The sequence below is a fragment of the Bacillus sp. BS3(2021) genome, from assembly GCF_021043345.1.
GTDB lineage: Bacteria > Bacillota > Bacilli > Bacillales > Bacillaceae > Bacillus > Bacillus paralicheniformis.
Window position 1 is genome coordinate 222,110 of sequence record NZ_JAJNDM010000005.1, and the last position, 20,281, is coordinate 242,390.

24 protein-coding genes are annotated in these 20,281 nt (G+C 46.1%); 11 read left to right on the forward strand and 13 right to left on the reverse strand.

What is annotated here, in order from left to right:
- Positions 1 to 38: 38 nt before the first annotated feature.
- The 5 genes from LQ247_RS13150 to LQ247_RS13170 form a co-directional block, all read right to left on the reverse strand.
- Positions 39 to 611, reverse strand: a complete 573-nt coding sequence (locus LQ247_RS13150; protein ID WP_003180287.1) for a TetR/AcrR family transcriptional regulator — start codon at positions 609 to 611, stop codon at positions 39 to 41.
- Positions 612 to 807: 196 nt separating this feature from the next.
- Entirely contained in the window at positions 808 to 2,220 is a 1,413-nt protein-coding gene (gene hemY / locus LQ247_RS13155) for a protoporphyrinogen oxidase (RefSeq protein ID WP_023856566.1), read from the reverse strand.
- A gap of 15 nt (positions 2,221 to 2,235) precedes the next feature.
- The gene (hemH, locus tag LQ247_RS13160; RefSeq protein WP_039072633.1) at positions 2,236 to 3,174 is read right to left on the reverse strand and encodes a ferrochelatase; all 939 of its coding nucleotides are present in this window, start codon (positions 3,172 to 3,174) and stop codon (positions 2,236 to 2,238) included.
- A 73-nt stretch (positions 3,175 to 3,247) separates the two neighbouring features.
- Complete coding sequence (gene hemE, locus LQ247_RS13165) at positions 3,248 to 4,309, reverse strand: uroporphyrinogen decarboxylase (protein WP_186439805.1); 1,062 nt, start codon at positions 4,307 to 4,309, stop codon at positions 3,248 to 3,250.
- Between the two features lie 125 nt (positions 4,310 to 4,434).
- Entirely contained in the window at positions 4,435 to 6,573 is a 2,139-nt protein-coding gene (locus tag LQ247_RS13170; RefSeq protein ID WP_023856563.1) for a transglycosylase domain-containing protein, read from the reverse strand.
- A gap of 132 nt (positions 6,574 to 6,705) precedes the next feature.
- On the opposite strand from LQ247_RS13170, the gene LQ247_RS13175 reads away from it, so the two are divergent.
- The 3 genes from LQ247_RS13175 (at position 6,706) to LQ247_RS13185 (ending at position 9,994) form a co-directional block, all read left to right on the forward strand.
- Entirely contained in the window at positions 6,706 to 7,209 is a 504-nt protein-coding gene (locus LQ247_RS13175; protein WP_023856562.1) for an antibiotic biosynthesis monooxygenase family protein, read from the forward strand.
- A gap of 107 nt (positions 7,210 to 7,316) precedes the next feature.
- Complete coding sequence (locus LQ247_RS13180; protein ID WP_023856561.1) at positions 7,317 to 8,693, forward strand: membrane protein; 1,377 nt, start codon at positions 7,317 to 7,319, stop codon at positions 8,691 to 8,693.
- 140 nt (positions 8,694 to 8,833) lie between these two features.
- The gene (locus LQ247_RS13185; RefSeq protein ID WP_231006176.1) at positions 8,834 to 9,994 is read left to right on the forward strand and encodes a M20 family metallopeptidase; all 1,161 of its coding nucleotides are present in this window, start codon (positions 8,834 to 8,836) and stop codon (positions 9,992 to 9,994) included.
- A 30-nt stretch (positions 9,995 to 10,024) separates the two neighbouring features.
- Here LQ247_RS13185 and LQ247_RS13190 read toward each other — a convergent pair whose 3' ends face one another.
- From LQ247_RS13190 to LQ247_RS13200, 3 genes are read right to left on the reverse strand one after another with little or no spacing between them, the layout of a single operon-like run.
- Complete coding sequence (locus LQ247_RS13190; protein ID WP_023856559.1) at positions 10,025 to 10,735, reverse strand: EcsC family protein; 711 nt, start codon at positions 10,733 to 10,735, stop codon at positions 10,025 to 10,027.
- A 48-nt stretch (positions 10,736 to 10,783) separates the two neighbouring features.
- Positions 10,784 to 12,010: an ABC transporter permease gene (locus LQ247_RS13195; protein ID WP_020450803.1), complete on the reverse strand. Its 1,227-nt coding sequence runs from the start codon at positions 12,008 to 12,010 to the stop codon at positions 10,784 to 10,786.
- Positions 12,003 to 12,743 (reverse strand): ABC transporter ATP-binding protein, encoded by a 741-nt coding sequence (locus LQ247_RS13200; RefSeq protein WP_020450802.1) that lies wholly within the window; start codon positions 12,741 to 12,743, stop codon positions 12,003 to 12,005. Before LQ247_RS13200 ends, LQ247_RS13195 begins: the two co-directional genes overlap by 8 nt.
- A gap of 524 nt (positions 12,744 to 13,267) precedes the next feature.
- On the opposite strand from LQ247_RS13200, the gene LQ247_RS13205 reads away from it, so the two are divergent.
- The 3 genes from LQ247_RS13205 to LQ247_RS13215 all read left to right on the forward strand — a co-directional run bounded on the left by LQ247_RS13205 (position 13,268) and on the right by LQ247_RS13215 (position 15,630).
- Positions 13,268 to 13,687: an HIT family protein gene (locus LQ247_RS13205; RefSeq protein WP_020450801.1), complete on the forward strand. Its 420-nt coding sequence runs from the start codon at positions 13,268 to 13,270 to the stop codon at positions 13,685 to 13,687.
- A 198-nt stretch (positions 13,688 to 13,885) separates the two neighbouring features.
- Entirely contained in the window at positions 13,886 to 14,959 is a 1,074-nt protein-coding gene (serC, locus tag LQ247_RS13210; RefSeq protein WP_229129130.1) for a 3-phosphoserine/phosphohydroxythreonine transaminase, read from the forward strand.
- Between the two features lie 143 nt (positions 14,960 to 15,102).
- The gene (locus tag LQ247_RS13215; RefSeq protein ID WP_020450799.1) at positions 15,103 to 15,630 is read left to right on the forward strand and encodes a tryptophan transporter; all 528 of its coding nucleotides are present in this window, start codon (positions 15,103 to 15,105) and stop codon (positions 15,628 to 15,630) included.
- A gap of 91 nt (positions 15,631 to 15,721) precedes the next feature.
- Here the strand turns inward: LQ247_RS13215 and LQ247_RS13220 are convergent, their stop codons facing one another.
- A complete protein-coding gene (locus LQ247_RS13220; RefSeq protein ID WP_231006146.1) occupies positions 15,722 to 15,913 on the reverse strand; it encodes a hypothetical protein in 192 nt (63 codons plus the stop codon).
- Positions 15,914 to 16,074: 161 nt separating this feature from the next.
- Here LQ247_RS13220 and LQ247_RS13225 point away from each other — a divergent pair, with 161 nt between their 5' ends.
- Together LQ247_RS13225 and LQ247_RS13230 are read left to right on the forward strand one after the other, a co-directional pair.
- Positions 16,075 to 16,431, forward strand: coding sequence for a YtxH domain-containing protein (locus LQ247_RS13225; RefSeq protein ID WP_003180256.1), 357 nt, complete (start codon positions 16,075 to 16,077; stop codon positions 16,429 to 16,431).
- Positions 16,432 to 16,624: 193 nt separating this feature from the next.
- Positions 16,625 to 17,245: an HTH-type transcriptional regulator Hpr gene (locus LQ247_RS13230; RefSeq protein ID WP_020450797.1), complete on the forward strand. Its 621-nt coding sequence runs from the start codon at positions 16,625 to 16,627 to the stop codon at positions 17,243 to 17,245.
- Here LQ247_RS13230 and LQ247_RS13235 read toward each other — a convergent pair.
- Positions 17,242 to 17,589, reverse strand: coding sequence for a YhaI family protein (locus LQ247_RS13235; RefSeq protein ID WP_023856555.1), 348 nt, complete (start codon positions 17,587 to 17,589; stop codon positions 17,242 to 17,244). The genes LQ247_RS13230 and LQ247_RS13235 overlap by 4 nt on opposite strands.
- A 213-nt stretch (positions 17,590 to 17,802) precedes the next feature.
- Here LQ247_RS13235 and LQ247_RS13240 point away from each other — a divergent pair, with 213 nt between their 5' ends.
- Positions 17,803 to 18,318 (forward strand): DUF3267 domain-containing protein, encoded by a 516-nt coding sequence (locus tag LQ247_RS13240; protein ID WP_231006147.1) that lies wholly within the window; start codon positions 17,803 to 17,805, stop codon positions 18,316 to 18,318.
- A 78-nt stretch (positions 18,319 to 18,396) separates the two neighbouring features.
- Positions 18,397 to 18,612, forward strand: coding sequence for a hypothetical protein (locus LQ247_RS13245; RefSeq protein ID WP_003180249.1), 216 nt, complete (start codon positions 18,397 to 18,399; stop codon positions 18,610 to 18,612).
- Positions 18,613 to 18,666: 54 nt separating this feature from the next.
- On the opposite strand, the gene LQ247_RS13250 is transcribed toward LQ247_RS13245, so the two are convergent.
- Both LQ247_RS13250 and LQ247_RS13255 read right to left on the reverse strand, forming a co-directional pair.
- Positions 18,667 to 18,765, reverse strand: coding sequence for a YjcZ family sporulation protein (locus tag LQ247_RS13250; protein WP_020450794.1), 99 nt, complete (start codon positions 18,763 to 18,765; stop codon positions 18,667 to 18,669).
- Between the two features lie 127 nt (positions 18,766 to 18,892).
- Positions 18,893 to 18,979: a YjcZ family sporulation protein gene (locus LQ247_RS13255; RefSeq protein ID WP_003180245.1), complete on the reverse strand. Its 87-nt coding sequence runs from the start codon at positions 18,977 to 18,979 to the stop codon at positions 18,893 to 18,895.
- Between the two features lie 163 nt (positions 18,980 to 19,142).
- Here LQ247_RS13255 and LQ247_RS13260 point away from each other — a divergent pair, with 163 nt between their 5' ends.
- Positions 19,143 to 20,003 (forward strand): peptidylprolyl isomerase, encoded by an 861-nt coding sequence (locus tag LQ247_RS13260; protein WP_020450793.1) that lies wholly within the window; start codon positions 19,143 to 19,145, stop codon positions 20,001 to 20,003.
- A 44-nt stretch (positions 20,004 to 20,047) separates the two neighbouring features.
- On the opposite strand, the gene LQ247_RS13265 is transcribed toward LQ247_RS13260, so the two are convergent.
- A complete protein-coding gene (locus LQ247_RS13265) occupies positions 20,048 to 20,281 on the reverse strand; it encodes a sporulation YhaL family protein (RefSeq protein ID WP_020450792.1) in 234 nt (77 codons plus the stop codon).

Consider the following 20,281-nt stretch of genomic DNA (forward strand, 5'->3'; position numbering starts at 1 on the left):
ATGCGGATAAGCACCCCTTTAAACAAAGAAAGGACAATCTAACGAGATAATCCTTTTAAAATATACATTTTCAGCATCTCTGCCAACTCTTCATCTTTCAGCGGTTCATGGTTTTTTTCCCAGTCAAAGATGAGCGCGATGTAAAGCTTGAAGATGACAAACGCGTTCAGCTCGGGGTCACACGGTCTAATATCGTCATTTTTAATCGCTTCTTTAATCTTTCTCTTAATATAGCTGATGACCATGCGTTCCAGCTTTTCAATCACTTCGCGGGCCGCCGGTGTGCCGAGCTCCGCACCTTCCTGAAAGATCTTAATGGTCAGCTGGTGCTTCTTTCTGTACTCCAATATCGCCATCATCGCGCGATGGGCATTTTCGTGAAAAGGCAGATCAGGATCAATCGCTTGATCAGCCGTTTGCTTCATCTCAATCAGAAGCGAAGAAAAAATGTCGTCGAACAGTTCCTCTTTATTCTTGAAAAAAGTATAAATCGTACCTTTGCCGACATTGGCAAGCTTCGCCACCAGATCCATCGTCGTCGCTTTGTAGCCGAATTGTGTAAACGATTTTGTCGCCGCTTCTAAAATCAGTGCTTTTCGATCTTTGCTCACGGTTTCTCACCCCGAAATTGACTATTTGAACATTTTGGTCAGTAAGTACAAAAAGTAATGTAACACACCTGAATATAAAATGCAATAATTTAAATGTTATCTTTTCCATAAACAAACTTTAAAATGATGAAAGCTGTAAAAAGAGTGAAATAAAAAAAGCCGCCGAATGGACTCGGACAGCTTTATTTGCTCTTCTTTATTCGAAAAGGTGTGAGAGCACATCGGCTACGGCCTGCTTGCCTTGGTCGATGCAATCCGGAATGCCGACCCCTTCAAAAGAGGCCCCCGTCATGAAAACGCCCGGATATGACGCCTGTAACCCTTCCCTGATCTCTTTCATTCTTTTCTTATGGCCGACATGGTATTGCGGCATCGCTTCATGCCATCTTGTGATGCAGGTCATTTCCGGCTCGCCGTCGATCTTCATAATCCGTCTTAAATCGTCGAGGACGATTTTCACCATTTCGTTATCTGACTGTTCGACAACGGACTCATCGCCGGCTTTCCCCACATAAGCTCTTAACAGAACTTTTCCTTCAGGCGTTGTGCTCGGCCATTTTTTGTTTGTCCAAGTACACGCCGTAATCGAAAAGTCGCTGTTCCTTGAAATGACAAAGCCTGTTCCTTGATGCTCCATTTGGACGGCTTCTTCCGGAAATCCGAGCGCCACATTGGCGACAGATGTTGACACCATATCTTCTAAACCCTTCAGCCAATCCGCTTTTGGAAACATCGCGGCAGCTGCTTTATGGGGAGCGGTGACCACGGCCGAATCAGCGTGAAGCACCTTGCCGTTGTCAAGCTTCATGCTGTAGCCCGAGCCCGCGCGCTCAATGCTGACGACCTTTGTGCCTTTATAAACCTTTGTGATATCGAGCTGCTTTTCCAGTTCTTCAACAATCGTCTGCAGGCCGGTTTTCACCGTCTGGAACTGGCCTTTCTTTTTGTTCGCAGGCTTTTTGGCACTCTGGGCGCCGCGCGATTTTTTCATCCCGATGATCAAGCTTCTGTACTTCTGTTCTGTCTGGTAGAATTGCGGGAAAGTTGACATCAGACTGAGGCGGTCAATGTCCCCGGCATAAATGCCTGACAAAAGCGGTTCGATCAGGTTCTCCACCACTTCACCGCCGACACGCCTTCTGAAAAATTCTCCGAGCGACTGGTCTTCCTGCGGCTTGCTCGCTGGAAGCAGCAAATCCATTCCGGCTCTCAACTTCCCCGGCAAGGAAAACAAGCCGGTTGTCAGAAAAGGTCCGATTTTTGTCGGCACCCCCATCACAGCTCCTTCCGGAATCGGATAGAGCGTTTCGCTGACAAGAACATAAGACTGGCCTGTCGCGTTGTTCACGAGCAAGTGCTCCAGCCCGAGATCCTTCACGAGCTGAGGTGCGCTTTGCTTCCGTTCCAAAAATGAATCCGGCCCCCGTTCAATCACATAGCCGTCTTTGTGTACCGTCTGTATCTTTCCGCCCAGTCTCGGACTTGCTTCAACAAGCGTGACTTCGGCCGGGAGATCGTTCTTTTTGATTTCCTTCTCCAAGTAGAAGGCGGCGGCCAATCCGGTAATACCGCCGCCGATGATGACAATCTGCCTGCGTTCTCCACTCATTTACAATCGCCTTCTTTACTGTTCTTTCTCCAATTGTTTTAATACAACATCTGCTAAAGCATCGATAAACTCATGTTTTGCGTTAGGCATTTCAGGTCTGTAATAGCTTGCTCCGATATCGTCTGTGACGACTTTGCATTCATAATCGTTGTCATAAAGAACTTCCAAATGGTCAGCTACGAAGCCGACGGGAGCATAAACAAAAGCGCTGTACCCTTTTTGCTCTGACAAGTCACGGGTCAAATCCTGAACATCCGGCCCAAGCCACGGATCAGGGGTGTTTCCTTCGCTTTGCCAGCCGACGGCGTAATCTTTTACACCCGCCGCTTCGGCAATCAGCTTCGCTGATTCTTTAAGCTGTTCAGGATATGGATCACCCATTTCGACGATCTTTTCGGGAAGGCTGTGCGCCGATACAATCAAGACGGCGTTTTCCCTTTCTTCCGAAGGCATTTCGTCATAGATTTTTCTCACTTGATCCGCCCAATATGCGATGAATTTCGGCTCATCATACCAGCTGTTGATCGATGTGATCGACAATCCGCCGAGCTTTTCAGCCTCGTCTTTCGCCCGCTTGTTGTACGACTGTACGCTGAAGGTGGAGAAATGGGGCGCAAGCACGATGCTGACGGCTTCTGTAATCCCGTCTTTATGCATCTCCTGAACGGCATCCTCGATGAAAGGTTCGATATGTTTGAGACCGATATATGACTTGAATACCACATCATCCTGAAGCTCGTTTAAGCGTTTTTCCAGCTGCTTCGTCTGCTCTTTCGTGATCTTTGCAAGCGGAGAAATTCCGCCGATCGCCTTATAGCGGTCTTTTAAGTCCTGAAGCATGTCAGGCTCAGGCTTCCTGCCTCTTCTGATGTGTGTATAATAACGTTCAATGTCTTCCTCTTTGTACGGCGTCCCATACGCCATAACAAGAAGCCCCATTTTCTTTTTACCCAACGTGAACACCTCTTTAAAGATCATGATCTATACGTATTTTGACAGTTTATATTGAAAAGACCAACTGAAATGCTCATGTCATCAGGCTCGATTTTTTTGAGGCGGAATACTCATGAACAAATGCCGTCAATTTTTTCAGTGTGTCAGGACTCACTTCGGGAAAAATCCCGTGACCGAGGTTGAAAATAAACCGGTCCGTCTGCATGCCCTGATCGAGAATGGCTTTCGTCCTCTCTTCAATGACTTCCCACGGGGCGAGGAGGATCGAAGGATCCAAATTCCCCTGAAGCGTTTTTGTCAGCCCTTTATCCCTGGCTTCCTGCACGCTCATCCGCCAGTCCAACCCGACGACGTCAAGGTCAAGATCGTGCCATTCAGTCGCGAGGTGGCTTGCGCCGACCCCGAACATAATCAGCGGCACGCCTTCTTTTTTCAGCTCTTTGAAAAGAATGTCCATCGTCGGCTTGATATAGCGGCAATAATCACCGGCATTCAACGCCCCGACCCAGGAATCGAACACTTGAATGGCTTTGGCACCAGCGCGGATTTGGGCTTTGACGTATACAGCCGCCATCTTCCCGAGCTTTTTCATCAAGAGGTCCCATGCAGCAGGCTGGCTGTACATAAACGCTTTTGTTTTATTGTAGTTTTTGGACGGGCCGCCTTCGATCATATAGCTGGCCAGTGTAAACGGCGCCCCAGTAAAACCGATCAGCGGAACGTTCAGCTGTTCTTCTGTCAAGAGCCTGATCGTCTCCAGCACATATGGTATATGCTCCTCCGGCTCGAGTTCGCCGAGTTTTTCAACATCTGTGAGAGATGTGATCGGCTGATCGATGACAGGACCGATGCCGTTTTTAATTTCGACGTCAACGCCAATACCTGGAAGCGGTGTCATTATGTCTTTATAAAGTATTGCCGCATCGACACCGTACTGTTCGACGGGGAGCCTTGTCACGTAAGCGCACAGTTCGGGCTGATGCGTAATTTCGAACAGTCCGTATTTTTCCTTGAGCGCTCTGTACTCAGGCTGTGATCTTCCAGCCTGCCTCATGTACCATACCGGTACATGGGCGGCTTTTTCTCCTCGGCACGCTTTTAAGAATGTGTCATTAAAAGCCTTGTCGTTTTTCATCATGATATCCACCTTTCAAGCTGCAACCATACGTTCGCAAAATTACTCCTTCCAATATACCGTTTTTTTATTGAACGGTATACTCATGAGACTTATTGTTCAAGAAATTGATGAATTTCGGGTACCTAATGACCCGAAGGAAACACTTTCGGTTCGATATAATCAGTCCCTTTCCCCTCTGTTTTCGTCTGCGGATTGTACGGAACAATTTTATAGGAAGCATTGGAAAAGATGTTTGCATAAGGGATTGAATAGCTTCCTTTCCCCTTAACCGTATCAATGAGCGTTTCTTTTCCGTTTTTCCTTTCATATATTCGGTATTCAACCCTTTTATCCTCTTGTTCATGCCATTTTAATGACACCGTAATCAGCCCCATCGGCGTAAAGGAATAGTCTGCTTTAACACTTTCCAAATCTTCGAGGCGGATCGGCCTGTCCAGATCTTTTACACCTTCAGGCGCCTTAAATCGTTCAGGCTTATGGTTGGAGCGTTTTAAAATGTCTTTAAACAGCCTTGTCGGATAAGCGCTGCCGCCTTTTAAATAATGGGATTCATCGGTTTTATCGTAGCCCATCCAGACAGCTCCCGTCACTTCGGGCGTATACCCCGCAAACCAGGCATCTTTTGTTCCGCCCTCTTTTCCGGTATACGTGGTCGAGCCCGTTTTTCCTGCAATCTCTCCGGAAAAATCACCGGCTTTTCCCGTTCCGCTTTTCACGACCTCCTCTAGCATTCGCGTCATGTTCCAAGCGGTTTGTTTGCTGAATACCTTTTCTGATTTTTCCTCGCGGCGGAATATGACATCCCCGTTTTCGTCCGTGATTTTTTTAATAAAGAACGGCTCGGTGTATTGTCCTGAATTTGCAAAGGTCCGGTATGCCCCGGCAATCTCAAGCGGCGACACTCCTTTCTCTAAGCCGCCCAGCCCCAATGCCAGGCCCTCATCCGGCACGTTCATGCCCAAGCGGCTGAGATAAGGCTTCACCGTTTCGATTCCGATCTCATTTAACGTCCATACGGCAGGCGCGTTTTTGCTGTAGGTCAGCGCATCCACCATAGAGACCTTGCCCTCGTACTGGCCGTCATAGTTTTTCGGCGAGTAGCCGCCGTATGACAGCTGTTTATCTTCAAGCATGGAGTACGGCTTAAACCGCTTTTCTTCAAGAGCGGGGCCGTAAACGGCAAGCGGTTTAAAAGTCGAACCCGGCTGACGCGGGGCTGTTGCCCTGTTGTAGCCTTTCGGAGCGTATTCCCGACCTCCGAGAGCGGCCACTACGCCGCCTGTCCGGTTATCGATAAAAACGGCGCTCCCTTCAGCTTTATTGTCTGTTCCGGGAAAATAGCCGTCCTGCTTCATCAGCGTGTAAGCCGCTTTTTGTATCGAAACGTCGAGCGGAACACTGATTGTGTATCCGCCTTGAAGAAGCTGTTCACTCGAAATCGAATATTTGTCTTCCGCTTCTTTCATGACCAGATCAATATAGCTGTCAAGCCACGGATTTTTTGATTTTTCTTTCACGTGGAGGCCCAATGTGCTGCCTTGGGCTCTGACGGTTTCCTTTGAGCTGATATATCCCTGCTCGTTCATCATGCCGAGAATGACATTGCGCCGCTCACGGCTTTTTTCCGGATTGAGAATGGGCGAATACGTGGACGGCGCTTTAGGAATGGAAGCCAGCACCGCTCCCTCACTGACCGTCAAGTCTTTCACATCTTTGCTAAAAAAGTAGTTTGCAGCCGCTTGGATTCCATAGACGCCGTGCCCGAAATAAAGCTGGTTCAAATACATTTCCAAAAGCTTGTCTTTGCTGTAGTCCCGCTCCAAGTTGATCGCGATTATGACTTCTTTCGTTTTTCTTAAAAACGTTTTGTCGTGTGTCAAAAAAGTGTTTTTTGCGAGCTGCTGGGTGATCGTACTTCCACCTTCCACTTTTCCTCCCGCTAATATATCTTTATAGACCGCACGGCTCACGGATTTAAAATCGATGCCGTGGTGCTCATAAAAGCGCTTGTCTTCAACCGCGATAAAGGCATTTTTTACGCCGTCCGGCACCTCGGCAATTGAAATAGGTCTTCTGTTTTCAGTATAGAGGCTTGTGACTTCTTCTCCATTTTGGTCGACGATTTTAGAAGAAGCATGGAAAATCAGTTTCTTTTCATCAATCACATAATCCCCCAGAAACAAAATCGTAATATATCCGATTAACGATAAAAGGAATATCGCCGCTGTAATGATGATTGGAATGAAAAATCTCTTTCTCATATGGGTCACCTCATTCCTTTCTATAGCTAGTATGGGAATTTTTTCTTCAAATTATGTTGCAGCATTTATAGCGGGTAATAGATAGAATTTTAAATCGTCCTTTTGTTATACTATCAAAAAGGGGTGATAAAATTGAATTTTTACATTACATACGGAACTGTCGAGTTTTTAAAAAAGCTCGCCAAACAGCACGGTCTTGAAAACATGTTATTTATGAAAAGCCACGATTCCGCCATTCTCTTTCACGAAACCGACGGAGAAAGCGTCTTTCATTCTCCTCACCGCTACGAAATCATCGATCAGTCGGGAACTTTGGAACATTCCGGATTCGCCGTCCTCAACAACATCCCTGTCACACCGGAAGGAAGACCGCTTTTCGAAACCCGTTTTAAAAACAGAGCCGGAAAAATCGAAAATCAGCCTGGCTTTAAAGCCCTCAGGGTGCTGAGGCCGAAAGACAGCGATACGTATATCGTACTGACGCTGTGGGACACAGAACAGTCGTTTCAGGACTGGAAAAGCTCCAAATCGTTCGGCGAAGCCCATCAAAAGAAGGAATCTTCAGCTGGAATCAACCAAGGCGGAACGATTTTTTCCCGCCCATCCTATATTTCTTCGTATCATTCTGTCGAATAACTGCCTTTTAAGGCAGTTTTTTATTTCCGAGGAAATGAGCCCTTCCTTCACACTCTGACAGCCCAGGAATAAGCTGTATGAGGTTATGTTAACGGGGGGATCGGGAAATGGAAATTGAATTAACGTCCGTTCACTTTATATATTTGGGCTTTATCGCTGCAATTCTCGCATTTATGCTTCTTCGTCTTGATACCACCTTTATATCGCTTGCCGGGGTTTTTTTCATTTCATTAGCGGCGACCCATTCTGCCATTGCCTCTGTGATGGGCCTGTTCAACAGCTTAATCTACGCCGCCGGAGAACTTCTCCCGACCATTTTCATCATCTGCTTTACCGTTTCGATGAGCGAACTGCTGGCAAAGACCGGCGTTAATGAAGCAATGGTCACTCCGATCGCCAAATGGATGAAAGGTCCTGCCTTGGCCTACTGGATCACCGGAGCTTTAATGTTTATCATTTCTTCATTTTTTTGGCCCTCCCCGGCTGTCGCATTGATCGGCGCCGTCCTCCTGCCTGCCGCGCTGAAAGCCGGCCTCTCCCCGATAGCGGTAGCGTGCGCCATGAATTTGTTCGGCCACGGTTTCGCTCTATCAGGCGATTACATCATCCAGGCGGCGCCTAAATTGACCGGAGATGCAGCCGGACTGTCCGTTGCAGAAGTGATGTCTGCAAGCGTTCCGCTCGTCCTGATCATGGGCTTTTCGACAACGGCGGCAGCCTTTTTTATGCTCAGGAAAGAGAAAGACAATCAAGCAGCCGCAAACAGTGAGCGGCGGCAAAGCGAGCCTGAATGGCTTCTTCCCCCAGCCCCAAGAAAATGGCTCGCACTGATGATTCCGGTCATTTTTTTAGGGGATATCGCCGCGATGCTGATCCTGGAATTGCAAGGAGACGAAGCGACGGCGCTTGTCGGAGGAACAGCTGTCTTCGTCATGATTCTCATTCATTTTATCGTCCACAAACACCGTCGTCTTGAGAAAATCACCGGTTATTTCATTCGCGGATTTCAGTTCGGCTTTAAAGTGTTTGCCCCCGTCATTCCGATCGCCGCCTTTTTTTACTTGGGCGACGCGGGTTTCGAAAAAGTACTGACAGCCGAGATACCCGGTTTTTCTAATAGGATCGTGCAGGACCTCGGTTCAGCTTTTGCCCACAGCGTCCCGCTCTCTCCAGAACTCGCCGCAGTGGCGCTCACTGTCACGGGAGCGGTGACCGGTCTTGACGGCTCCGGTTTTTCAGGAATATCTCTAGCCGGATCAGCTGCTTCGATGTTTGCTGCGGCTGTTGACGGCAACCCGGCCGTTCTGACCGCACTCGGCCAAATCTCAGCCATTTGGGTCGGCGGCGGTACGCTTGTGCCATGGGCGCTCATTCCGGTAGCAGCGATTTGTAAAGTGGACCCGTTCGATCTTGCCAGAAAAAACTTTATTCCTGTAGCAGCCGGATTAACTGTCACAACGATTGCCGCCATTTTTCTTCTATAAAACGTGACAGCAAGGTTGAACAGCGGCTTCAGTTGTCATAAAATTATAAAAACTTGTCATTCCTAAAAGGAGGAATTTTTTTGAGCGCATCCGCATTCATCCGACAAATTAATGAGCAGCTTGATGCACACTACGATGAAATGGTCAAATTGAGGCGTCATTTTCATCAGCACCCGGAGCTTTCTTTTCAAGAAAAGAAAACAGCAGCATTTATCGCTTCTTACTATGAAGCGCTCGGTATGCCTATCCGCACCAATGTCGGCGGGGGCGGAGTTCTCGCGCACATCGAAGGCGGATCGCCCGGCCCCGTCATTGCGCTTCGAGCCGATTTTGACGCGCTGCCCATTCATGATGAAAAAGATGTGCCTTACCGGTCGACGGTGCCGGGAGTGATGCATGCCTGCGGACACGACGGGCACACGGCCACCCTGCTCGTCCTCGCGAAAATTTTGAACGAACATGCCGACCGTTTAAAAGGAAAGATCGTCCTCATCCATCAGCACGCCGAGGAATATTCCCCGGGTGGAGCCAGGCCGATGATTGAAGACGGCTGTCTTGACGGTGTTGACGTGATTTTCGGAACCCATTTGTGGGCTACTGAGCCGACGGGAACCGTTCAATATCGAACAGGACCGATCATGGCCGCTGCGGACCGTTTTACGATTACGATTAAAGGCAAAGGCGGGCATGGCGCACAGCCTCATAAAACAAAAGACGCCGTGTTGATCGGATCGCAGATCGTCGCTTCACTCCAGCAGATTGTCAGCCGCAGGCTCGATCCGACTCATCCGGCAGTCGTTTCGATAGGTTCATTTGTTGCCGAAAACGCCTTTAATGTAATCGCTGATAAAGCCGTTTTAATCGGGACGGCGCGTTCCTTCAATGATGAAATCCGCACCTTGATTGAAAACGAAATTGAACAGATTGCAAAAGGTATATGCGGCATGCATGGCGCTGACTGTGACTATTCCTTTGAAAGGGGCTATCCGCCTGTCTGCAATCATCCGGAAGAAACGGCTTTTCTCGCAAAAATTGCTAAACAGACAGAAGGCGTCGAAAACGTTGAGGAAAGCAGCATGCAAATGGGCGGGGAAGATTTCGCTTACTACCTAGAGCGCGTCAAAGGGACATTTTTCTTTACAGGCGCCCGTCCTGAAAATCCGGACGCGGTGTTTCCCCATCACCATCCGAAATTCGACCTTGATGAAAAAGCGCTGTTGATCGCAGCCAAGGTGCTGGCAAATGCCGCTGTCTCCTATCAGGAGAAAGAGCAGGCGCTCCGCGAAACGCCTGCAATGTAACAACCGAAAAAGCAAAAAACAGCCGGATCATCAATATCCGGCTGTCTCATGTATCAACCTCATATGGAAAACGTGTCTCGCTGTTTCCCCAAGATGCCCAAGCAGCTTATAGTTAGCCGTTCCGCCTATGACCGCGCCGAAGCCCGGCACAAGCTGAAACAGCTTTACAAGATCGAGATAGTCCCGGTATTCCTGCTGAAATGCCAGCCAATCGATTTCGCGCTTTTCGGTTTCCCAATGTTCAATCATACGGAAAATTTCTTTTCGGTGAGCTTCCCCTGAGAAGGCGAGCTGAAAAATATACAGAAGAAACATCCGCTCTTCTTTTTCCTTGATATCATATCCGTAAATCGACGCCAATTCAAACAGGCATTTCATTTTGATGCCGAGCAAAAGCGGAAAGTCCGCCAGTCCGAGAAAAATCCCGCCTGCGCCTGTTCCGATCCCTTCAACGGCAGCCGCCTTTTGATACTGGGCGATCGTCTTCTGAGCCAGCTCATCTTTTTCCCTTAGTGAAAGCGTGCCTGTTTTCTTGTCAAAAGTCGTCAAATTCGAGCCGAGCAAAGTGGCCTCGACCATCTTTTTAATGCTTTCTGTTATCGCTTTATGAACTTTGGCGGGAATGCGGGCGTTGATTTTCGACTGCACGCCTTTCGACATCCGCTCAGCCATCGACGGCTTTCTGAGAAACTTCATTTTCCAGCGGATTGCTTCCTCCAAATAAAGCTGGTTTTCATTCATGCGCCTCTCACCTCTTCTTTCATCATACTTGCTTAAAAAGAAAAGGATTCATGATCTCTTGGCATTTTTCTTCAATCTGCTGTTGAAATAAGGCTTCAAAATTACAAATATAAGCAATGCGGAGCCGGCCAGTCCGGCGAGCATCCCGGTCCACTGCATCATGGCTCCGGCAACGGCAGATAAAACAAGCGCCTGGACGCTCAGAACAATGTGAAGCAGACCGAAAAAGCTCTTCCGCTTTTCTGCAGCTTTGACGGGATAAAGCTCCTGCAAGGACAAGTGTGAAAAATGATCAAACAGCGGCGTCAGCTGAATTCCTGTAATGAATACGGTAAAGACGATGAGCGCCGCAGAAACCCACTCATATGTCGAAAAATAAGCGATGATGATACCAAAAATTGCGGTCAGCCTGACGACGATACCGAAATAGTCGTTTGATCTGATAAAGGCCCTTCCGTACATATATGTAAATGTCCGGCGCTGTTCATACGGAATAAACCGGAGCATCCAATCGAGATATGCTCTTCTTTTCGCCTGCTTTCTAAGATGGGGAACGTCTGTGAATAGGTTCGCAATTCTGTAGAACCGCTGCTTTCTTCTGATTTCGTCTTCAATATGCAGCTCCCATTTAAACGATTTTTTCTTATCGATCATTTTAAAATACACATACAGTGCGGCCATGATCAGGTAGACAGCTGCTGCAAATCCGTATGAAGACGCTAAAGCGAAATAGATCGCGATCGTGTTGAGAAGCAGTCTGACAATCCAGTCGGTGACCCTCATGTTTTTTTCGCCGAAAAACGTCATCCGCCATTGCATCGCTGTGTTCCATCCTTTTAAGACGAGCAGCTGAATCAGCAAGATGAAGTACGCGGAGAATGCCTGGCCGCTCGCTTCAAAATAGAGCGGTGCCAAAGCGAGGGCCGCGGCGGCCAGCGGAAAAAGCTGCGTCAACAAACTGAATCGGAAAGCCTGCTGAAAATACGGCTCCATCTTTGCTTCGAGCGGCAGCAAAAAGACGAGATCCGCTTCTTTAATTAGCGTTCGGACGTATGAGCCTGTCAAAATGAACGAAAAGATGACGGCCATCACCCAATAGGCGGGAAAACCTTCGGGCATCTCTTTCAGCCATTTGCTGTACCAGCTCGCAGCTCCTGCAAGGAAAAAAATCATGACGATGACAAGGTGGTCATTCAGCATGTATTTCAAATATGATCTTGTTTCTTTGACATACTCCTCAATTCTTGTCTTCCAAATCCCCAGAATGCTATTCATAGCTCTCTTCCTTCGTCAGTTCAAGATACAGGTCGTCGAGGCTCGCTTCTTCCATCGAAAACTGCTCTCTGAGCTCATCAAGCGTTCCTTTCGCCCGCACTTCGCCGTTATGGAGAATAATGAAGGAGTCGCAATACCGCTCTGCCGTTGCCAAAATATGCGTCGACATCAAAACGGCCGCGCCGTTTTTCTTCGCTTCGTTCATCCGCTCGAGAAGGGCATTGATCGCCAGTGGATCAAGACCGAGAAACGGTTCGTCTATAATGTACAGGTCGGGTTCGACAAGGAAAGCGCACATGATCATAACCTTCTGCTTCATACCTTTTGAAAAATGGGCAGGGAACCATTTCAGGCGCTTCTCCATTCTGAATTCTTTCAAAAGCGGCGGAAGCCTTTTCTCGAACGTTTCCTTCGAAAGGCCATACGCCATCGCCGTCAGCTCCAAATGCTCCTTCAATGTCAGCTCTTCATATAAAATCGGCGTTTCCGGAATAAACGTAAATTGGGAACGATAGCTTTCCGGATCGTCCATGAACGTTTTGCCGTTCAATTCAACCGATCCTTTGTGCGGTTCCATTAAGCCGATGATATGCCGGATCGTCGTGCTTTTCCCCGCTCCGTTCAAACCGATCAGCCCGACGATCTGCTCCCGTTCAATCGCAAATGAAACATCGCGCAGCACCGGGTTTCTTGTATACCCTCCAGTTAACTCATTAACAGTCAGTAGTGACATACGTTCGTTCCTTTCCTGCATTTTTCTTAATAGTACCAAAAACAAGAATGTATTTGAAACGTTTTCCCTCTTGCTTTTCGGCCTTAAAATAAAACGAATAATCGAATGCGCATCAGGACATTCTAATTCTTGAAGAAGGGAAAGCTTATCAACTCTGGCGAATGAGGTGTTTGTCAAAGACAAAATCGGCAAGAGTTCCTGAGTATGAAACATGTCAAGCTTAGAAATTTCTTTCATCCACTGAATTGAGAAAGCACCTGCTTTATTTGACATCTCCGTCATATAAAAAAGGTGTGACGATCAAATGAGGTGTTTGTCGCAGGAAATGTATAGGCGTTACAAGCTTTCATTTTGACGAAAATGGGGTGCTTGCAAAAGGCAGTTAACGTTTCTTCATTAAAGCGTACCTTCTTCTGGCAGGGTGAACGTTGGAGCCGTTCATCCTGTTTTTCGTGTTTTCGCGCAAATTGTGGTAATATGTTGCTTATACATAACCTTTCCCTGATGGAAAAAGGAGGAAAAGTATGAGCGACTGTATTTTCTGCAAAATCATAAACGGAGAAATCCCTTGTGCAAAGGTATTTGAAAATGAACATGTATTGGCTTTTCTCGACATCAGCCAAGTCACAAAAGGGCATACGCTTGTGATTCCAAAAGTTCATAAAACCAATATTTACGAAATGACACCTGATGTTTCAAGGGAATTTTTTGAAGCGGTTCCGAAAATCGCCCAAGCTATCAAAGACGAATACGAGCCGATCGGCTTAAACCTTCTGAATAACAATGGCGAAAAAGCGGGGCAGTCCGTCTTCCACTATCACATGCACATCATCCCCCGCTACGGCAAAGGAGACGGATTCGGAGCCGTCTGGAAAACACATGCGGACGACTATTCACCGGAAGACTTGCAGAACATTGCAGCTTCCATCAACAAGCACCTGTAATCGAGACATTGTCCAAGGGCGCCGGCAGCTGCCGGCGTCTTTTTTTCGTTCAAAAAAACTCCACATTTATCAGATCGCCCGGCACGACTAAATAGACTTTGTTCTATATTTCACACAATTCAAATTTTTTATGTATAACCGGAACCTTTTATGATAGGATGGTTTTATATTTTTATACATGAACAGGGAGCGATTGTGATGATACGTACAACGAACTTTAACGCAGGACCGGCAGCACTGCCTTTAGAAGTACTGCAAAAGGCGAAAGACGAATTTCTTGATTTCAACGGTGCGGGGATGTCCGTGATGGAGCTGTCCCACCGCAGCAAAGAGTATGACGCCGTTCATCAAAAAGCGAAAGCTCTGTTAAAGGAACTGATGGACATACCTGATGATTATGAAGTCATGTTTCTGCAAGGCGGAGCAAGCCTTCAGTTCTCAATGATTCCGATGAACTTCCTCTCCAAAGACAAAACGGCGCACTACATAATGACAGGCGCCTGGTCTGAAAAAGCGCTCGCCGAAGCGAAGCTCTTCGGAAACACATCGATCATCGCGTCCAGTAAAGAAAATACGTACAGCTATATTCCCGAAGTACCGGAGATTCCGGCAGACGGTGCTTACCTCCACCTGACTTCCAACAACACGATCTTCGGAACGCAGTGGCAAAAGTTCCCTGACGCTCCGATTCCGGTTGTCGCTGATATGTCCAGCGATATTTTAAGCAGAAAAATCGATGTTTCCCAATTTGATATCATCTATGCCGGCGCTCAGAAAAACCTCGGACCGTCAGGGGTGACCGTTGTCATCATGAAAAAAGACTGGCTCGGCAAAGAAAACGAGCAAGTTGCCAAAATCCTGAAGTACTCAACACATGCCAAAGCGGATTCTCTCTACAATACCCCTCCGACTTTTGCGATTTATATGCTGTCTCTCGTGCTGGAGTGGCTCAAGGAAAAAGGCGGCCTCGATGCCATTGAGAAACGCAATCGCGAAAAGGCCGGTATTTTATACAACGCGATCGACGAAAGCGGCGGATTCTACCGCGGCCATGCGAGAGAAGACAGCCGCTCAAACATGAACGTTACCTTTACGCTCAAAAATGATGAGCTGACAGCATCATTCATCGCAAAGGCAAAGGAAGAAAAAATGTCAGGGCTTGGCGGACACCGTTCGGTCGGAGGCTGCCGCGCTTCGATTTACAATGCCGTATCTGTTGAAGACTGCGAAAAGCTGGCAGCCTTTATGAAGAAATTCCACGAAGAAAACTGATGGTTTATCCTGATGATGGAAGATGGCGAAAAAGGCTTCCCCATTCCTTCGAAAGTTTGATATACTACTAGAAAGCTTTCGCAATAAATGACGAGCATATTATTGGAAAGCGTAAAAAGAGCCTAGATGAGGAGAGAATAGACATGAAAACAAAAGAATTAGTGGCTATGGCCCTGTTTGTCGCCATTGGAGCGGCGCTTCACGCTGTGATTCCGCCTTTTTTCTACGGAATGAAGCCGGATATGATGCTGATCATGATGTTTATGGGAATCCTTTTGTTCCCTAGATTGCAAAATGTTCTTGTCATCGGAATCGTGACAGGCGTCATTTCCGCGTTGACGACGGCTTTTCCGGGAGGACAGCTGCCCAACATCATCGACAAACCGCTAACAGCCTTGATGTTTTTCGGCGTATTTCTGCTTGTGAAAAAGCTGAACAGCAAAACGCTTGCCGCCGCCGGATTAACTGCTGCAGGAACGGTTCTTTCCGGAACCATTTTCCTTACGGCTGCGCTGTTCATCGTCGGCCTGCCTGGAAACCAGGGGTTCATTACCCTGTTTTCTGTTGTCGTTTTACCTGCTGCCTTGATCAACACGATCGCCATGGCGGTCATCTTCCCGATCGTGCAGTCGATCATGAAGCGCTCAAGGCTGATTGAACAAGTCAAATAAAACCAGAACCTCTTCTTGAAAAGGGTTATCCTTTTTTTGAAGAGGTTTTTTTCATTTTGATGGTCAAAAAAAGGGGAATCCGCCCGATATTTTATATAAGAAGCTGAATAAAAAAAAGGAGCAGGAGCGCCAATCCTGCGCTTCCCGTGCAAAAAAGCGCTTTTTGTTTAAGAATGCGTTTCGGCGGGTAAGATGCAGAATGTCCGAGAAGCCTTAAATAATAAAAGGAGCCGGCGGTAAACACAGCGCTTAAAATTGTCAAAACAATGATAATGACAGACAACCCTCTCCCTCCTTTTTTTAAAAGTATGCTAAAATAAAGCAAGCTATGCAGAAGTTTCTAAGAAGAGAAACGGATGGCCCGGCTCGAACGCCAGTATCTAATCATGAGAAGACGGGCGCCTGCCAAGCCTGATCTTTAAAAATATAACCGGGGTGATGTACATGTCAAAAGGCCGATCTTTAGCAGCTGGACTGATTGTAGGCGGTGTTATTGGCGGTGTTGCAGCATTGCTGACCGCGCCGACTTCAGGAAAAAACTTGAGAGGACAGCTAAAAGCCAACTGCGGTAAATGGGAAGACACCGTCAAAAGGCTGAAAAACGACGGAATCGCATTAAAAGAGCAATTCGTCAAAACCGCCATAGAAGGCGCGGAAATCATCAAAGACGTCGGCAGCGAACTGCAAACGTCCATCCAGGAATGGCGCGAGGAAATCAAACCTCACCAGCAGGACTTAAAAAAGGAAATCGCTGAGATTGAAGAAAAGATAAAACAGCTGGAGAAAACCTTACAAAACTAATATACTCAGCGAAAAAAATGAACCTTAAAAAAGGGGTGTGAATGGAAAATTTTCACGCTCTTTTTTTGGGTAAAATCCTGATTTCACACCGTAAAGCTGGATTTTTTAAAAATTTCGTAAATTTACATCTTTATTAATCTTTATTTTATTGGCATAATAGAAATTATAAGATAAAGAGAAGCAGGTGAAGTGAATGAATCGAGCGGAAGAGCCCTATACGGTGAAAGAAGCCCTTTTATTCAGTCAAAGAATGGCACAGCTTAGCAAGGCGCTTTGGAAGTCAATAGAAAAGGATTGGCAGCAGTGGATTAAACCTTATGATCTGAACATTAACGAGCATCATATTTTGTGGATCGCCTACCAGCTGAACGGTGCATCCATTTCGGAAATCGCCAAGTTCGGCGTCATGCACGTATCCACAGCGTTTAATTTTTCAAAAAAACTTGAGGAAAGAGGTTACCTGGAGTTTTCCAAAAAGTTGAATGACAAACGAAACACTTACATTCAGCTGACTCCGAAAGGTGAAGACGTTTTCCTTAAAATCCTCGAGTCTTACGATCCGACCCGGAATGCCGTCTTAAAAGGCGCTCAGCCCCTTCATCAGCTGTACGGGAAGTTTCCAGAAATCGTCGAGATGATGTCGATCATCCGCCATATTTACGGCGATGATTTCATGGAAATTTTCGAAAAATCGTTTTCAAACATCGAAAGTGAATTTACGAGCGAAGAGGGCAAAATGAAGAAAAAACAAGAAGCAAAAGAAGCCGGGGAATCGATAGAGATGGACAAACCGCTTGAGCCTCTTAAAAACTAAGCCAGATCGTATTGCCTGATAATGCTGATGAATTCGCTCATCAGCGGTTTGTACAGACCTTGTCTGTGAAGGGCGAAAATCGTTTCGTGCACTTCAAGTTTTTCATTTAACTGTCCCGCAAAAAGCGTGAGGAGATGATCGAACATCACATATCCTTGCGCTTTTTGTGCTTCAAGCTCCTTGGAGAGCTCTTCGCACAGCTTTTCCGTTTCCTTTGCTTCTTCCTCTGATAAGCCCTTTTCGATCAACATTTTATAATACGGATACTCTTCCATATCCGCATTGTTCAATAACAGTTTGATGTAATATTCCAGCCGCTCAAGGCGTTGCTCCATAGAGTTCATATTTGTCCCTTCTCTCCCTTTCTCTTATTTTAGCCGATATTCCCTTCTGATGAAAGTTCAACACGGGAGATTTCTGTTCCTTTTACACCCTTCTAAATTCTTTGGAAAATGACGAAATTTTTTTCGAAAAAGGGATTGATTTTTCTCATCCAGAGGAGTAAATTATTCTGAGGATTTCATATAACAGTTTGTTGAAACGGAAGGATGTCATTTATGAGTTGCTGGAAAACCATCAATCTCGTTAAAGATTATGGAGGCATGCGCATCGTGCTTACTGCCGTCAGTTTAATGATTTTATTTTTTATTCCCGAATATTTAGCGATGCAACTGATTCATCCGCAAACTGTTCAGAGAGGCGATCATGCCCTTTTGTTTGCAGGACTATTGGTTGCGGCTATAATTGCCCATAAAATTCTTCATATCTTGCCGTTGATCAGCAAGAAAAAATTAGAAAAAAAGATTTATTGGTTGAAAATGAGAACATGGAGAGAAGTTCCAAAAAACACGATGCTTGTCTCTCTTCTCTGCCCTTTTTTCGTCATCACGCCTGCTTTATTTTACGCGGGGGCTGTGATGCCGAGCTTTGCTCATTATTACTGCATCATTTCAAGCATTCATTTCGGCTATTGTCTGCCTGATTTTCTGTTTGCCTGGAAACTGATCAAAGCGCCTAAAAACTGCTATGTCGATCAGGAAGCCGACGATTTTGATATTTTAATACAAAAATAATCCAGCCGCTCGGCACTTGGAAAATCCTTTTTTTCAGTCTATTTTCTATCTTTTTTAATAAATATTTGGTAATGTAGTATGGAGCAGAAACAGAGAGGGGGATCTCCTATCATCCTTTTTTATTTCATCTTGTTTGCGGTTTTTACTGTCTTCAACATAAACAAGCTTACAAACTCTTTATGCCTTGTCAGAGAGATTCCTGAAGAACGGCAGGATAAGGTGTTTAGAATGATTAATGTGCTGATCTTAATTTTATTGATCTCATCATTCATTGAGATTTCCTTTACGGTGTAAAGAAAAAAAGGATAGCTGCCGATCGTATTGATCCGGCAGCTATCCTTTTGTTGATTAGCATATCCAAGAAGCACCAATAATAATTAATAAGATGAACAGTACCACAAGCAGCGCAAAGCCGCCAGCGAAACCTCCTGTATAACCGTCGCCCATATTGACACCTCCTCTGCCCCAGTCGTTACATTAGTGTATGCACGAATGTCATGAAACGATTAGGCTATCGTCCAAAAGAAAAGAACCGCTTGAAAAAATGACGGTTCTTTTCTCATTTTCTAAGGTTTTAGTACAGATAAGCTGCACCAACGATGATTAATAAAATGAACAACACGACCAATAAAGCAAAACCGCTTGAGTATCCTCCGCTCATGTTATTGACCTCCTTTTCTTGATCAATATATTTGTATGAGCGGAAAGAAAATTTGACTAGACGGATGCCCCTCTGTTGAAAATCTTTTTACAGCATGTCAGAATATGATATGATACAATTCAAAGGAAAGTTTAAACTGTTATGATTAGGAGTGTTTGCATTTATGAAGAAGATTGCAATTGCGGCGATTACAGCGACAAGTGTGCTGGCTCTCAGCGCATGCAGCGGAGGAGACTCTGAGGTTGTTGCAGAAACAAAAGCTGGAAATATTACAAAAGAAGACCTTTATCAAACATTAAAAGACAATGCCGGAGCGGACGCACTGAACATGCTCGTTCAGCAAAAAGTACTCGATGATAAATACAATGTCTCCGACAAAGAAATCGACAAAAAGCTGAACGAGTACAAAAAGTCGATGGGTGACCAGCTCAACCAGCTCATTGAGCAGAAAGGCGAAGACTTCGTCAAAGAACAGATCAAATACGAACTTCTCATGAAAAAAGCCGCAAAGGATAACATAAAAGTAACCGATGATGACGTAAAAGAATATTATGACGGCCTAAAAGGCAAAATCCACTTGAGCCACATTCTTGTGAAGGAAAAGAAAACGGCTGAAGAAGTTGAGAAAAAGCTGAAAAAAGGCGAAAAATTCGAAGACCTTGCAAAAGAGTATTCAACTGACGGAACAGCCGAAAAAGGCGGCGACCTCGGATGGGTCGGCAAGGAAGATAACATGGACAAGGATTTCGTCAAAGCTGCGTTTGCTTTGAAAACCGGCGAAATCAGCGGCCCTGTGAAATCGCAATTCGGCTATCACATCATTAAGAAAGACGAAGAGCGCGGCAAATATGAAGACATGAAAAAAGATCTCAAAAAAGAGGTCCAAGAACAAAAGCAAAACGATCAAACTGAACTGCAATCTGTTATCGACAAACTTGTCAAAGATGCTGATCTAAAAGTAAAAGACAAAGAGTTGAAAAAACAAGTCGACCAGCGCCAAGCTCAGACAAGCAGCAGCAGCTGACGCCAAAAAAGCTGTCCTCCCCTCGCGGGGCCGGACAGCTTTTTTTATGCGATGGAATGACTGTCAGCCGATTTTTCATGCTGTTCTTGATCTTCATCCAATGAACGCTTCATGCGCTGTGCTTTTTCTTTTTCCATCCGTTCGATATAAATGCGGCCTTCTTTTTCGATAAAAGCCTGATCGATCTTTTCCTCTTCCTTTGCCGTCGTCATCAGCTTATAGGCGCTGAAAATAATGCCGACGATGCAAAGGTACACCCACCACGGAAACAGCAGCAC

Excerpts from the sequence above, each read along its gene's own strand:
- hemY (WP_023856566.1), bottom strand. The coding sequence starts at position 2,220 with ATGAGTGGAGAACGCAGGCAGATTGTCATCATCGGCGGCGGTATTACC.
- hemE (WP_186439805.1), bottom strand. The coding sequence starts at position 4,309 with ATGAAAAACGACAAGGCTTTTAATGACACATTCTTAAAAGCGTGCCGA.
- LQ247_RS13170 (WP_023856563.1), bottom strand. The coding sequence starts at position 6,573 with ATGAGAAAGAGATTTTTCATTCCAATCATCATTACAGCGGCGATATTC.
- LQ247_RS13180 (WP_023856561.1), top strand. The coding sequence starts at position 7,317 with ATGGAAATTGAATTAACGTCCGTTCACTTTATATATTTGGGCTTTATC.
- LQ247_RS13185 (WP_231006176.1), top strand. The coding sequence starts at position 8,834 with ATGGTCAAATTGAGGCGTCATTTTCATCAGCACCCGGAGCTTTCTTTT.
- LQ247_RS13190 (WP_023856559.1), bottom strand. The coding sequence starts at position 10,735 with ATGAATGAAAACCAGCTTTATTTGGAGGAAGCAATCCGCTGGAAAATG.
- LQ247_RS13195 (WP_020450803.1), bottom strand. The coding sequence starts at position 12,010 with ATGAATAGCATTCTGGGGATTTGGAAGACAAGAATTGAGGAGTATGTC.
- LQ247_RS13200 (WP_020450802.1), bottom strand. The coding sequence starts at position 12,743 with ATGTCACTACTGACTGTTAATGAGTTAACTGGAGGGTATACAAGAAAC.
- LQ247_RS13205 (WP_020450801.1), top strand. The coding sequence starts at position 13,268 with ATGAGCGACTGTATTTTCTGCAAAATCATAAACGGAGAAATCCCTTGT.
- serC (WP_229129130.1), top strand. The coding sequence starts at position 13,886 with ATGATACGTACAACGAACTTTAACGCAGGACCGGCAGCACTGCCTTTA.
- LQ247_RS13215 (WP_020450799.1), top strand. The coding sequence starts at position 15,103 with ATGAAAACAAAAGAATTAGTGGCTATGGCCCTGTTTGTCGCCATTGGA.
- LQ247_RS13225 (WP_003180256.1), top strand. The coding sequence starts at position 16,075 with ATGTCAAAAGGCCGATCTTTAGCAGCTGGACTGATTGTAGGCGGTGTT.
- LQ247_RS13230 (WP_020450797.1), top strand. The coding sequence starts at position 16,625 with ATGAATCGAGCGGAAGAGCCCTATACGGTGAAAGAAGCCCTTTTATTC.
- LQ247_RS13235 (WP_023856555.1), bottom strand. The coding sequence starts at position 17,589 with ATGAACTCTATGGAGCAACGCCTTGAGCGGCTGGAATATTACATCAAA.
- LQ247_RS13240 (WP_231006147.1), top strand. The coding sequence starts at position 17,803 with ATGAGTTGCTGGAAAACCATCAATCTCGTTAAAGATTATGGAGGCATG.
- LQ247_RS13245 (WP_003180249.1), top strand. The coding sequence starts at position 18,397 with ATGGAGCAGAAACAGAGAGGGGGATCTCCTATCATCCTTTTTTATTTC.
- LQ247_RS13250 (WP_020450794.1), bottom strand. The coding sequence starts at position 18,765 with ATGGGCGACGGTTATACAGGAGGTTTCGCTGGCGGCTTTGCGCTGCTT.
- LQ247_RS13255 (WP_003180245.1), bottom strand. The coding sequence starts at position 18,979 with ATGAGCGGAGGATACTCAAGCGGTTTTGCTTTATTGGTCGTGTTGTTC.
- LQ247_RS13260 (WP_020450793.1), top strand. The coding sequence starts at position 19,143 with ATGAAGAAGATTGCAATTGCGGCGATTACAGCGACAAGTGTGCTGGCT.